The organism is Methylobacterium planeticum, from assembly GCF_008806345.1.
GTDB classification, from domain to species: Bacteria; Pseudomonadota; Alphaproteobacteria; order Rhizobiales; family Beijerinckiaceae; genus Methylobacterium; species Methylobacterium planeticum.
Genome location: NZ_VZZJ01000021.1, coordinates 77,719 through 89,498 on the forward strand (window position 1 = coordinate 77,719; position 11,780 = coordinate 89,498).

Annotated in this window: 14 protein-coding genes, 1 tRNA gene and 1 riboswitch; of the genes, 9 read left to right on the forward strand and 6 right to left on the reverse strand. The window is 70.5% G+C overall.

Annotation, left to right across the window (positions count from 1 at the left end; all coding sequences use genetic code 11):
- Positions 1–19 precede the first annotated feature (19 nt).
- Positions 20–149, forward strand: a riboswitch (TPP riboswitch).
- 69 nt (positions 150–218) lie between these two features.
- The 4 genes from thiO to F6X51_RS20560 are packed head-to-tail and all read left to right on the forward strand — an operon-like array spanning position 219 to position 3,147.
- Positions 219–1,454 (forward strand): glycine oxidase ThiO, encoded by a 1,236-nt coding sequence (thiO, locus tag F6X51_RS20545; protein ID WP_407658656.1) that lies wholly within the window; start codon positions 219–221, stop codon positions 1,452–1,454.
- Positions 1,455–1,464: 10 nt separating this feature from the next.
- Complete coding sequence (thiS, locus tag F6X51_RS20550) at positions 1,465–1,677, forward strand: sulfur carrier protein ThiS (protein ID WP_150965540.1); 213 nt, start codon at positions 1,465–1,467, stop codon at positions 1,675–1,677.
- A 4-nt stretch (positions 1,678–1,681) separates the two neighbouring features.
- Positions 1,682–2,488 carry a thiazole synthase gene (gene thiG / locus F6X51_RS20555; protein ID WP_150965541.1) on the forward strand — a complete coding sequence of 269 codons (807 nt, stop codon included), beginning with the start codon at positions 1,682–1,684 and terminating at the stop codon, positions 2,486–2,488.
- A complete protein-coding gene (locus tag F6X51_RS20560) occupies positions 2,485–3,147 on the forward strand; it encodes a thiamine phosphate synthase (RefSeq protein ID WP_150965542.1) in 663 nt (220 codons plus the stop codon). Before thiG ends, F6X51_RS20560 begins: the two co-directional genes overlap by 4 nt.
- Here F6X51_RS20560 and F6X51_RS20565 read toward each other — a convergent pair.
- The 6 genes from F6X51_RS20565 to map all read right to left on the reverse strand — a co-directional run bounded on the left by F6X51_RS20565 (position 3,126) and on the right by map (position 9,191).
- Positions 3,126–3,875, reverse strand: coding sequence for a peptidase (locus tag F6X51_RS20565; RefSeq protein WP_150965543.1), 750 nt, complete (start codon positions 3,873–3,875; stop codon positions 3,126–3,128). The two genes, F6X51_RS20560 and F6X51_RS20565, sit on opposite strands and share 22 nt — an antisense overlap.
- 49 nt (positions 3,876–3,924) lie before the next feature.
- Positions 3,925–4,752 carry a transglutaminase family protein gene (locus F6X51_RS20570; protein ID WP_150965544.1) on the reverse strand — a complete coding sequence of 276 codons (828 nt, stop codon included), beginning with the start codon at positions 4,750–4,752 and terminating at the stop codon, positions 3,925–3,927.
- A gap of 133 nt (positions 4,753–4,885) precedes the next feature.
- The gene (locus F6X51_RS20575) at positions 4,886–5,830 is read right to left on the reverse strand and encodes an alpha-E domain-containing protein (RefSeq protein ID WP_150965545.1); all 945 of its coding nucleotides are present in this window, start codon (positions 5,828–5,830) and stop codon (positions 4,886–4,888) included.
- Between the two features lie 98 nt (positions 5,831–5,928).
- A complete protein-coding gene (locus F6X51_RS20580) occupies positions 5,929–7,368 on the reverse strand; it encodes a circularly permuted type 2 ATP-grasp protein (RefSeq protein WP_150965546.1) in 1,440 nt (479 codons plus the stop codon).
- A 244-nt stretch (positions 7,369–7,612) separates the two neighbouring features.
- Positions 7,613–8,350 carry a RadC family protein gene (gene radC, locus F6X51_RS20585; protein WP_150965547.1) on the reverse strand — a complete coding sequence of 246 codons (738 nt, stop codon included), beginning with the start codon at positions 8,348–8,350 and terminating at the stop codon, positions 7,613–7,615.
- 10 nt (positions 8,351–8,360) lie between these two features.
- Positions 8,361–9,191: a type I methionyl aminopeptidase gene (map, locus tag F6X51_RS20590; RefSeq protein ID WP_150965548.1), complete on the reverse strand. Its 831-nt coding sequence runs from the start codon at positions 9,189–9,191 to the stop codon at positions 8,361–8,363.
- Between the two features lie 224 nt (positions 9,192–9,415).
- On the opposite strand from map, the gene F6X51_RS20595 reads away from it, so the two are divergent.
- The 5 genes from F6X51_RS20595 (at position 9,416) to F6X51_RS28080 (ending at position 11,692) form a co-directional block, all read left to right on the forward strand.
- Positions 9,416–9,673, forward strand: a complete 258-nt coding sequence (locus F6X51_RS20595) for a zinc-finger domain-containing protein (protein WP_150965549.1) — start codon at positions 9,416–9,418, stop codon at positions 9,671–9,673.
- A 19-nt stretch (positions 9,674–9,692) separates the two neighbouring features.
- The gene (locus F6X51_RS20600) at positions 9,693–10,880 is read left to right on the forward strand and encodes an FAD-dependent monooxygenase (protein WP_150965550.1); all 1,188 of its coding nucleotides are present in this window, start codon (positions 9,693–9,695) and stop codon (positions 10,878–10,880) included.
- Positions 10,881–10,926: 46 nt separating this feature from the next.
- Positions 10,927–11,013: transfer RNA gene (locus F6X51_RS20605), tRNA-Leu, on the forward strand.
- 231 nt (positions 11,014–11,244) lie between these two features.
- Positions 11,245–11,472, forward strand: a complete 228-nt coding sequence (locus F6X51_RS20610; RefSeq protein ID WP_150965551.1) for a hypothetical protein — start codon at positions 11,245–11,247, stop codon at positions 11,470–11,472.
- 52 nt (positions 11,473–11,524) lie between these two features.
- Complete coding sequence (locus F6X51_RS28080) at positions 11,525–11,692, forward strand: hypothetical protein (RefSeq protein WP_191970192.1); 168 nt, start codon at positions 11,525–11,527, stop codon at positions 11,690–11,692.
- The last annotated feature ends 88 nt before the right edge of the window (positions 11,693–11,780 follow it).

Sequence of the window (11,780 nt, forward strand, 5' to 3'; positions counted from 1 at the left end):
GAGGCGCATCCCAAACTATGGGCGTTCCAGGGAGATCCCCGGCAAGGGGCTGAGAAACCGATGGGCCATCCGTTCGCGGATGGCGGCGCGGAAATCCTTCGAACCTGATCCGGCTCATACCGGCGTAGGGATTGGACCGCGGGTTTCGAGAAAGCCCGGTTGCTTCCGAGAGAAGCTGCAGGACACCAATCTCTGCGGGCCACCGCGGAGATCGTTCCTTGGCACTCGTGCCGACTTCCCCCATCGGACTGCGCCGCGCGGCGCCCACGGGCGCATCCGCGGCGGATCTGCCCGCGACCGCCGCGGACCTGCCGGCGCGCGCCGACATCGTCGTGGTCGGCGCCGGTCTGATCGGTCTGTCCATCGCCTGGAAGCTCGCCGAAGCCGGCCGCAGCGTTGTGGTGGTCGAGCGCGGCACGGTCGGCTCCGGCGCGAGCCTCGCGGCCACCGGCATGCTGGCGCCCGCCGCCGAGCACGAGCCGGGCTCCGACAGGCTCCTGCCCCTGGCGCTCGAGAGCCTGCGCCGCTGGCCGGCCTTCCGCGATGCCGTGCAGGCGGCCTCCGGCCTCGACATCGATTATCGCCAGGAGGGCACCCTCGTGCTCGCCATCGGGCGCGACGAGGTGGAGCGCCTGCGCTTCCGCCACGACCTGCAGCGCCGCTCGGGCGTCGAGGCCGAGTGGATCGCGGGGCCCGAGGTGCGCCGGCGCGAGCCGATGCTGCGGCCCTCGGTGACGGCCGGCGTGTTCTGTCCCCTCGACCATCAGGTCGATCCGCGCCTCGTCATGGCGGCGCTGATCGAGGCCTGCCGCCGCGCGGGCGTCATCGTCGTCGAATCCTGCACGGCCGAGGCGCTGGACTGGACCGGCGGGCGCGTCACGGGCCTGCGCACGGGCGCCGGCGCGATCGAGGCCGGGAGCGTGGTTCTGGCCAGCGGCGCCTGGAGCGGGGAGGGCGGGCTCCTGCCCGAATCCCTCGCTCTCCCGGTCCGGCCGATCAAGGGCCAGTCCCTCGCGCTCCGGACGACCCGACGCACCGGCACGCTCAGCCACATGGTCTGGACCGAGCAGGTCCACATGGCCCCGAAGAGCGACGGCCATCTGATCGTCGGCGCCACGGTGGAGGATTGCGGGTTCCGCGCGGGCGTCACGGCAGGGGGGCTCTATGCCTTGCTCGAGGGCGCGCGCCGGGTCCTGCCCGGGATCGAGGAGATGGAGGTCGAAGCGGTCTGGAGCGGCTACCGTCCGACCTCTGACGACGACGCGCCGATCATCGGCGAGATCGCCCCGGGCCTGGTCGCTGCCACCGGCCATCACCGCAACGGCTACCTCCTGAACCCCGCCACCGCCGACGCCGTGGCGGACCTCCTCACCACCGGGACGCTGCCGGGCTTCGCCCAGGCCTTCGGCCTGTCGCGCTTCGCCCGGCCCGATCCCGTCAGAGCATCGGCGTGAGAGCACGGCCATGAACCTGACCGTCAACGGGCAGCCCCGCGCCTGCGAGGCCGCCGACATCGAGTCCCTGTTCCGCATCGAGGCCGAGGAGACCGGCATCGAGAGCCCGCAGGGCATCGCCATCGCGCTGAACGGCCGCGTGGTGCGCCGCCGCGACTGGCCGACCACCCCGGTCGCCGAGGGCGACCGGATCGAGATCGTGCGCGCCATGCAGGGAGGCTGAGACCATGAACCCGACCGACACCGTCACCCCGCTGCGCGCGCCCGACGACGACGCCCTCGTGATCGCGGGGGTGCGCCTGACCTCGCGCCTGTTCATCGGCACCGCCGGCTACCCGACGCAGGCGATCATGCGCGACGCCGTCGCGGCCTCCGGCGCCGAGGTCGCCACCGCCTCGATCCGCCGGGTTTCCCTCCAGGGCCACGGCTCCGACACGGTGCGCATCCTCAAGGGCAGCCGCTTCCTGCCGAACACCGCCGGCTGCGAGACCGCGCGCGACGCCATCATGACGGCCGAGCTCGCCCGGGAGGCCCTCGACACCAACTGGATCAAGGTCGAGGTCATCGGCGACCGCGAGACCCTCTACCCGGACGTCACCGAGCTGATGGAGGCGTGCCGCCACCTCGTCGACGACGGCTTCGTGGTCCTGCCCTATTGCAACGACGACCCGGTCGTCTGCCAGCGCCTGCAGGACATCGGCTGCGCCGCCGTGATGCCGATGGGCTCCCTGATCGGCTCCGGCATGGGGGTGGCGAACCCAGCCAATATCGAGCTGATCTGCCGCCGCTCGAGCGTGCCGGTGATCGTGGACGCAGGCATCGGCACCGCCTCGGATGCCGTCGTGGCCATGGAGCTCGGCGCCGCGGCCTGCCTCATCAACACGGCGGTGGCCAAGGCCGACGATCCGGTCCGGATGGCGCGCGCCATGCGGCACGCCGTCGAGGCCGGGCGCCATGCCCACCTTGCCGGCCGCATCCCCCGCCGGGGCCGGGCCGATCCGTCGAGCCCGCAGCTCGGCCTCGTCGGCTCGTGAGCCTGCCGTCGCCGCTCCTCGCGGTGACGGACCGCCGCGCCTGCGCCGATCTCGCCGCGACCGTGCGGGGGATCCTGGCGGGGGGCGGTCGCTGGATCTGGTTTCGCGAGCCCGATCTCGCGGCGGCCGAGCGCCACCATCTGGCCGAGGCCCTGCTCGCCCAAGTGCGGCGGGCGGGCGGCCGCCTCAGCGTCGGCCGGGACGTGGCCCTCGCCGCCGCGATCGGTGCCGACGGGGTGCACCTGCCCGGCGGCAGCGGGCCGGAGGCCATCGCCGGCGCCCGGCGCGCCCTGCCCGGGAGGGCGCTGATCGGCGTCTCGGCGCATGGTCCGGGCGAGATCGCCCGGGCGGCGGGCGCCGACTACGTCACCCTCAGCCCGATCTTCGAGACCGCGAGCAAGCCGGGCTACGGCCCGGCGCTGGGGCCGGCCGCGCTCGACGCCGCCGCGCGGTCGGGTATTCCCGTCCTGGCGCTCGGAGGGATCACCCCCGGCGCGCTCCCGGCGTGCCGGCACGCGGGCGCGGCGGGCTTCGCGGTGATGGGCGGCCTGATGCGGGCCTGCGATCCCGCGCGGGCGACCGCGGCGCTGCTGGCGGCCTGGGATCCCGGGCAGGCCCCGGACCCCGAGGACGCGCGCTACTTCGGAGCCGGCCCGTAGGGCGGGCGGGGGATCGCCCGGTGGGCCGCCCGCAGGGCCGCCGACCAGCGCTCACGCAGATCGTGGAAATAGGTCTCGCCGGCCTCGATCCGGTGATTCACCTCGAGGTCGAGGGCGCCGCGGCGGACCAGCGCGATGTCGATCGGAAGGCCGACGCCGAGATTCGACCGCATCGTCGAATCCATCGAGACGAGCCCGACCTTGAGGGCGTCGTAGAGCTCGGTCTGGAACTTCACCGCGCGGTCGAGGATCGGCTTGCCGTACTTGTGCTCGCCGATCTGCAGGAACGGGGCGTCGCCGCTGCACTCGATGAAGTTGCCCGCCGAGTAGATCAGGAACAGGTGCATCGGCTCGTCGCCGATCTGGCCGCCGAACAGCAGCGAGACCGAGAAGCGCAGGTTGGCCGCCTCGAACCCGTCCTTCTCGATCGCCCGGACCTGGCGGATCGCCCGGCCGATGAGCTGGGCCGCCTGGAACATCGTCGGCGCCTCGACGAGCTTCATCTTCGCCTCGCCCGCATCCCCCTCGACGCCCTCCGACAGCAGGCTCAGGACGGATTGGGTCACCGACAGGTTGCCGGCCGAGGCGAGCATCATCACCCGCTCGCCCGGGACGTTGAAGTGATGGAGCTTGCGATAGGTCGAGATGTCGTCGAGCCCCGCATTGGTGCGGGTATCGGCGATCATCACGAGGCCCTCCTCAACGAGGACGCCGACGCAGTAGGTCATGGCTCACAACTTTCGTGACCCGCACACGCCGCCGGGCGGGTCTTCGTCTCTAGGATTGGCTCGCGGCCTGTGCTTGCTCCACCCGCAGCTTCACGTCCAGCGTTTCGGTGCCCCCGCCCATGCGGCTGCCGCGGATCGGAGCCGCGCCGAGATAGTCGAGGCCGATGGCGACGCGGATGTAGGCCTCCGAGGTGCCGATGCCGTAGGCCGGATCGAAGCCGACCCAGCCGAGGTCGGGCACCAGGGTCTCGGCCCAGGCGTGGGCGGTCTCCTCCTCTCCCTCGCTCTCCTCCCGGAAGCAGTAGCCGGCGACGTAACGGGTCGGGAAACCGAGGTGGCGGGCGGCCGCGATGAAGATGTGGGTGAGGTCTTGGCACACGCCCTTGCCGGCCTCGAAGGCCTTGGCGGCGGTGGTGCTCGCGCTCGCCGGGCCGGCCGTATAGGATACCTGATCGTGAACGCCTGCGAGCAGCCGGTGCAGGCAGGGCAGGGCCGCCCGGTCGCCGGCCGCCCCGATGCGCTCGGCGAAGACCTGGATCTCCGGGCTCGCCACCACGAGGTCGGTGTCGCGCAAGTAGAACGGGTCGGGCAGGCGCTCGACGCCGCCGCGCACGATGCCGTGGCTCTCGTGGGTGTCGACCTCGCCGGAGACCCGGATCACCAGCGCGTCAGCCGGCTGGTCCGGGGTGAACCAGTGCACGATGTTGCCGAACCCGTCCTCGCGCTCGGTCAGCCGCCCGTCGATCGAGGGCTCGATGCGCCAGCGCCGGATATACTGGCCGTCATGGTCGCGCGGGGTCAGCCGCATGACCTGGATCAGGCTCCGCGCGGGCTGCTCGTAGCTGTAGATGGTCTCGTGGACGACGCGGATGCGCATGCCTGGATACTGCCGTCTGGAGCCGCTTCCGCTGGCGCGAGACCAGACGTAACGCGTTGCGGGATCACGGGGTACATATGAGTCAGGAGCGTAGCCGACCCCCGCGGCCGACGACAGGGGGCGGGCCGACGCCTCACACGAGGTACTGTGCGATGATGGCCTCGCCGACCTTGTTGTTCTCCTCGATGAAGGCGCTGACGAACTCGTGCAGGCCGGAGGCGAAGACCCGGTCGATGTCCTCGCTCTCCAGCCGCGCCAGCAGGTTGCTGGCGAGGCGCTGGCTCGCCCCGCGGCGCCCGTAGGCATCGGCGATGAGGTCGAGATGTTCCACCAGCACGCCGTAGCAATTGCTGAAGGAGCGCGGCATCTGCCGGTTCAGGATCAGCAGGTCGGCGACGAGCAGCGGCTTGATGCTCTCCCGGTAGACCCAGTGATAGGCGTTGAAGGCCGAGACCTCGCGCAGGATCGTGGTCCACTGGAAGTAGTCGAGGCTGCCGCCGATCTTCTCGTGGGCCGGCAGCAGGATCTGGTACTTCACGTCGAGGATGCGGGCGGTGTTGTCGGCCCGCTCGATCGCGGTGCCGAGCCGGGTGAACCAGTAGGCGTCGTTGCGCAGCATCGTCCGGTAGGCCGAGCCGTCGAAGGTCAGCGAGATGCCCTTGACCCAGTCGAGGAAGCGGGAGAACTCCTCCCGGTTCAGGTCGCGCCCCTCGTAGTTCCGCAATTCCAGCCAGGCGCCGTTGATCGTGTCCCACATCTCGGTGGTGAGCGCCGTCCGGACGCTGCGGGCGTTCTCGCGGGCGGTCTCGATGCAGCTCCGGATCGAGGAGGGGTTGTGCGGGCTGAAGGCCAGGAAGTTGCTGACCGTGTCGGCATTCACCCCGTCGTAGAGCGGCTTGAACACCGCCGTGTCGCCGGCCGAGGCCAGCGCCGAAGCCCATTCGTTGGTCTCGCCGCCGCCATAGGCGGACGGCAGCGAGGCGAGCCGGTGGGCCGCGTCGAGGATGCGGGCCACGAACTCGGCGCGCTCGACGTAGCGCGAGAGCCAGTAGAGGTTGTCGGCAGTCCTGGAGAGCATGGGATCTTCGCTACGAACGCTTCGGCCGCGACCGCGACCGAAATCAGGGAATGCCTCGGATCACGGCAGGTTCGCCTGCCGAAAATTTAAGCAGGCGCTCAGGCATCGAGGACCCAGGTGTCCTTGGTGCCGCCGCCCTGGCTCGAATTCACGACCAGCGAGCCCTCCTTCAGGGCGACGCGGGTGAGGCCGCCCGGCACGATGCGGATCTCGTCGGCGCCGCAGAGCACGAAGGGCCGCAGGTCGACGTGGCGGGGCGCGACGCCGGAGGCGACGAAGGTCGGGCAGGTGGAGAGGGACAGGGTGGGCTGGGCGATGAAGCCCTCCGGCGCGTGCCGCAGGCGGCGCCCGAATTCCTCGATCTCCCGCTTCGTCGCGTGCGGGCCGACCAGCATGCCGTAGCCGCCGGAGCCGTTGACCTCCTTCACGACGAGCTCGTGCAGGTTGTCCATCACGTAGTTGAAGGCCTCCTTCTCGCGGCAGCGATAGGTCGGCACGTTGTGCAGGATCGGGTCCTCGCCGGTGAAGAACTTCACGATGTCCGGCATGTAGCTGTAGACCGCCTTGTCGTCGGCGATGCCGGTGCCGACGGCGTTCGCCAGCGTCACGGTCCCGCGCTCGTAGGCGTTCATGATGCCGGGCACGCCGAGCATGGAATCCGGCCGGAACACCAGCGGGTCGAGGAAGTCGTCGTCGAGGCGGCGGTAGATCACGTCGACCCGGCGCGGCCCCTCGGTGGTGCGCATGTAGACGACGTCGTCCTTGGTGAAGAGGTCTGACGCCTCGACGAGCTCGACGCCGAGCTTGTCGGCCAGGAACGAGTGCTCGTAGAAGGCCGAGTTGTAGCGGCCGGGCGTCAGCAGCACGACAGTCGGATCGCGCGTCGCGGTCGTCGGCGCCAGGCTGCGCAGGGTGGCGAGCAGCGCATCCGGGTAGTTCTCGACCGGCGCGACCCGGTGGCGGGAGAACAGGTCCGGGAAGAGGCGCAGCATCACCTCCCGGTTCTCCAGCATGTAGGAGACGCCGGACGGGATGCGGGCATTGTCCTCGAGGACGAAGAAGTCGTTCTCGCCGGTGCGCACGATGTCGATGCCCGCGACGTGGACGTAGAGGTTGTGCGGCACCCGGAAGGAGCGCATCTCCATCCGGTAATGGGCGTTCCGGTAGACGAGATCGGCCGGGATGATGCCGGCCTTGATGCATTCCTGGGCCCCGTAGATGTCGCTCAGGAAGGCGTTGATCGCCGTGACGCGCTGCTTCAGGCCGCGCTCCAGGAAGCCCCATTCGGTCTTGGTCAGCACGCGCGGGATGATGTCGAAGGGGATCAGCCGCTCGGTCGATTCGTTGTCGCCGTAGACCGCGAAGGTGATGCCGATGCGGCGGAACAGCAGCTCGGCCTGGCTGCGGCGGGTGTTGAAATGCTCCGGGGGCGTCGCATCGAGCCAGGCCTTGAGCTGGCCATAGGCCTCGCGCACGGCTGCGGGACTGAGCCCACCGCCCTCCAGGCCCGTCATCTCGTCGAACGCAACTCGCGCCATCGCCTGCCTCCCTGACACCCCACGCTAGAGGCAAGAGGCGCGCCACGCAAAGGCAAAGACAGGGCGGCGCGCGACCCGCGCAGGGCCCCGGCGCGGACCTCGCCGAAGCTTGGCAAGGGAATGGCCGTGCAGGCAAAAACTCGAGTAAAACGCCGCGATCCGGCCGTCGCCAAGCCATTGGCTACATGCGAGGCAGGATTTCGCCCGGAGTTTTGTCCCTCGGTCCAGTTTAGACCTCAAGGTCTCAGATAAGCTTCAGACCTTTCAGGCTCGCGTGACCGTCGCGGCCGAGGATGATGTGGTCGTGAACCACGATGCCGAGGGGGTCGAGGACTGCGATGATCTCGCGGGTCATCTTGACGTCGGCGGTCGAGGGTGTCGGGTCGCCGGACGGGTGGTTGTGGGCCAGGATGATGGCGGTGGCCGAGAGTTCGAGGGAGCGCCGGGCCACCTCCCGGGGATAGACCGGGGTGTGGTCGATGGTGCCGCGCCCCTGCACCTCGTCGGCGATCAGGTGGTTGCGCTTGTCGAGGAAGAGGATGCGGAACTGCTCGCGGGGCGAGAACGCCATGGTGGCCCGGCAATATTCGAGCACGGCGCCCCAGGATGACAGCAGCGGGCGCGCCGCGATGGCGCCCCGCGCCAGCCGATGGCCCGCCGCCTCGATCAGCTTCAGGTCCGCGACGATGCCGGCGCTGACGCCCTCGACCTCGGCGAGGCGGGCGGGCTCGGCGCTGATCACCTCGGCGAAGCTCCCGAATCGGCGGATCAGCGCCTTGGCCAGCGGCTTCACGTCCCGCCGGGGAATCGCCCGGAACAGCGCCAATTCCAGGAGTTCGTAATCCGGCAGCGCGTCCGCGCCGCCTTGCGCGAAGCGGGCGCGCAGGCGGTCGCGGTGGCCGAGGTAATGCGGCGCCTCGCCGGGCTCGGGCGCGGCCTCCGACCCGCCGAGCAGATCGGGTTCCGGTTCCGGCCGCTTCACCGCCGGGGCCTCAGGCGGGGAGGTTCGAGGGCTGGTGGAACCCCTTGGGCGAGACCGTGAAGATCTCGACGCCCGTCTCCGTCACCGCGACGGTGTGCTCGTACTGGGCCGAGAGCGAGCGGTCGCGGGTCACCGCCGTCCAGCCGTCGGAGAGCACCTTCACGGCGGGCCGCCCGAGATTGATCATCGGCTCGACGGTGAAGAACTGGCCGGGCTTCAGGGGCACGTCGTAGCTCGGCTCGACGTAGTGCAGGATGGTCGGCGCGTCGTGGTAGGTCCGGCCGAGGCCGTGGCCGCAGAAGTCGCGCACCACCGAGCAGCGCTCGGCCTCGGCGAAGGTCTGGATCGCCCGCCCGATATCGTTCGTCGAGCCGCCCGGTTTGATCGCCGCGATGCCGCGCATCAGCGCCTCGTAGGTGATCTCGCAGAGCCGCTGCGCCTTGCGCGGCACCTCGCCCACATAGGCCATCCGGCTCGAATCGCCGTGCCACCCGTCGAGGATCAGGCAGATGTCGAGATTGACGATGTCGCCCTCGCGCAGGGGTTTGTCGTTCGGGATGCCGTGGCAGACCACGTGGTTGATCGAGGTGCAGATCGATTTCGGGTAGCCACGGTAGAACAGCGAGGCCGGATAGGCGCCGTGATCCATCGCGAAGGTGTAGGCGAGGGCGTCGAGATGCTCCGTCGTCACGCCCGGCTGCACCGCCGCCATCAGGAGGTCGAGGGCCTCGGCGGTGAGGCGGCCGGCGCGGCGCATGCCCTCGAAATCCTCCGGGCCGTGGATCGGCGGCTCGGGCGCGCGGCGCGCGCCCTGTACGGACGCTTGATCTTGCTGGGTCATGGGTTCGGGAGTCTTCGTGAAGCCGGCTTGGTCCTCTCTTATGTACGGGCTGGGCGCGGTGACGCCAACCCGAGGCTGACCCGACGCGCACTAGGATTGCGCCGCGCGAGCGGCTAGAGCCAGGGCCGCCCGTGGCGCCGGCGCCCGGGCCCGGATACGATGCATCTGACGATGGACCCCGCGCGGCGGCGAATGCCCGCGCCACGGGAAGGCAGGACGGCGCGATGGCTGACAAGGCGGTACCGCATTTCCACAACGACATCGGCGTGGCGGTGATCCATGTGGGCTCGCGGGAGTTCATGTGCATCGGGGCGCTGCCGCCCTTCGATCACCCCCACGTCTTCCTCGACATGGGCGCCGATCACGAGATCATCTGCCAGTACTGCTCCACCCTCTACCGCTACCGGCCGAGCCTGAAGGCGGGCCACGCCGACCCCGACACCTGCGTCTGGGACGACCGCACCAAGGCCGCGGCGGAATAGGCCGGGACCGCCGCGCCCCGTGAGCGCCCTCGACATCGCCATCGTCGGTGCCGGGATCGGCGGGCTGACGGCCGCGCTCGCCCTCGATGCCGCCGGCCACGCGGTGACGCTGGTGGAGCGCCGCACCGGCTTCAGCGAGGTCGGCGCCGGCCTCCAGCTCTCGCCGAACGCGAGCCGCGTGCTGATCGCCCTCGGCCTCGGCGGCGCCCTGCGCCGGGCGGCCTCGGAGCCGCCGGGGGTGATCGTGCGCGCCCTCGATACGGGGCGCCGGATCGGCGGCGTCAGCCTTGGGAGCGCGGCCCGCGAGCGCTACGGCGCGCCCTACTACGTCATTCACCGCGCCGACCTGCAGACGCTCCTTCTCGACGCCGTCCGGGGCCGCCCGCGCATCCGCCTCATGGTGGGGCGCGACGTCACCGGCCTGTCCGAGACGGACGGATCCGCCGCCCTCACCCTCGAGAGCGTCAATGGCGGCCGCACCGAGACCCTGACATCGGATCTCATCGTCGGCGCCGACGGCCTGCGCTCGCGCATCCGCCAGCACCTCGATGCCCGGCCGCTCTCGGCGGGGCACATGGGCGCGTGGCGGGCGGTGGTGCCGCGCGAGGCGGTACCGGCCGAGCTTCAGGACGAGGCCACGGGCCTCTGGCTCGGGCGCGGCCGGCACGTGGTGCATTACCCGATCCTCGGCGGGCAGCGCCTCAACGTCGTGGCGATCGTGCCCGAGCGGCAGGGGGACGAGGATTGGGGCCGCCTGGGCGAGCCCGCGGTGCTGCGGGCGCATTTTCGCGATGCGGCGCCGCCGCTGGCGGAACTCCTCGGCCTGCCGGATTCCTGGCTGGTCTGGTCCCTGGTCGAGCGGCGCGTCGCGCGCCCGATGGCGCGCGGCCGCATCGCCCTGCTCGGCGATGCCGCCCACCCGGTGCTGCCCTTCCTGGCGCAGGGCGCCGCCCTCGCGATCGAGGATGCGGCCATCCTGACCCGCTGCCTCGCCGGCGCGGACGTGCCGGCCGCGCTCGCGGCCTACGCCCGCGCCCGCCGAGGCCGCGTCCGCCGGGTGCAGCGCGCGGCGCGCCAGAACGGCCGAACTTATCACGCGCGCGGCGTCACCGCCTTCGTGCGCAACGCCGTGATGCGCCGCCTCGGACCCGACCGCATGCGCGAGCGCTACGCCTGGCTCTACGGCTGGACCCCCGAGAGCGGCTGAGCGTCGCTTGATCTGCGCAGCCGCTCTCGCTACCGCAGGAGCGGATGCGGACGTGGCGAAACCGGTAGACGCACGAGACTTAAAATCTTGCGGCCGCAAGGCTGTGCGGGTTCGAGTCCCGCCGTCCGCACCAACACTTAGCTCGGTTTCGGGGTTCAGGCTTGAGCGGCTGGGGTAACGCTGAGGGTAGCAGCGCGACCAGTCACTCGGGCTGTTCCGCCCAGGGTTATGCGCCCGAGGACCATTCTTGTCGGACCTCCCGTGCATGTGCCGGCAGTGGTTCGCGGAAGGTGGTGCGACGCGGTTGCACTGCAGCATTCCATCCCGCAGTGCGTATCCACGAGGAAGCTAAGGGACCCTCCTCGTGATCACTTCCATTTTGAATTCGGCTGCCGGCTGGGCTGCGACCCGCATCCTCTGCTACTCGCTCGGCGCCTCGCCGAGTCAACTCTCGTTCCTGCTGCCCAGCCCAGACCAGCGTGATCCGAGCTTCGGCCTCCATGCTAATCGCACGACGGAACGCGATCGGCTTTCGTGTCGGCTCTGCGTCCTCGAGGTGCGCGCCATCATGGCGCAGACCTTCTTTGGGTGATTCGCGGGTTGCCCGTCTACGCGCCGCGATCGGCACGAGACGAGGCACGCCCATGAACTCCCGCAACCTTACGGCTGGCGCCACAGGCGCTGCTTGCGCGGTAATTGGTCCGGCCGTCACCCACGCGTTCACGAACGACCCGGCAGAACAGCTCGCGCTGTCCCTGATGATTGCCGGCTCAGTTGTGGTCGCCGTGCTGGTGGGCGTTCGACGCCAGTGAGCAGGGTTCGATTGGCCTAGTGCACTGACGCGGACGGAGGATTCACGCGCGGGGTGAGGCGTGCGAGTCTGGGCGATGGCCCAGACGG

What these genes read in the sequence shown, in the direction of transcription:
- F6X51_RS20570 (WP_150965544.1), bottom strand. Translation starts at nt 4,752, where the DNA reads ATGCGCATCCGCGTCGTCCACGAGACCATCTACAGCTACGAGCAGCCC.
- map (WP_150965548.1), bottom strand. Translation starts at nt 9,191, where the DNA reads ATGACCCAGCAAGATCAAGCGTCCGTACAGGGCGCGCGCCGCGCGCCC.
- F6X51_RS20565 (WP_150965543.1), bottom strand. Translation starts at nt 3,875, where the DNA reads ATGACCTACTGCGTCGGCGTCCTCGTTGAGGAGGGCCTCGTGATGATC.
- F6X51_RS20580 (WP_150965546.1), bottom strand. Translation starts at nt 7,368, where the DNA reads ATGGCGCGAGTTGCGTTCGACGAGATGACGGGCCTGGAGGGCGGTGGG.
- thiG (WP_150965541.1), top strand. Translation starts at nt 1,682, where the DNA reads ATGAACCCGACCGACACCGTCACCCCGCTGCGCGCGCCCGACGACGAC.
- F6X51_RS28080 (WP_191970192.1), top strand. Translation starts at nt 11,525, where the DNA reads ATGAACTCCCGCAACCTTACGGCTGGCGCCACAGGCGCTGCTTGCGCG.
- F6X51_RS20575 (WP_150965545.1), bottom strand. Translation starts at nt 5,830, where the DNA reads ATGCTCTCCAGGACTGCCGACAACCTCTACTGGCTCTCGCGCTACGTC.
- F6X51_RS20595 (WP_150965549.1), top strand. Translation starts at nt 9,416, where the DNA reads ATGGCTGACAAGGCGGTACCGCATTTCCACAACGACATCGGCGTGGCG.
- thiS (WP_150965540.1), top strand. Translation starts at nt 1,465, where the DNA reads ATGAACCTGACCGTCAACGGGCAGCCCCGCGCCTGCGAGGCCGCCGAC.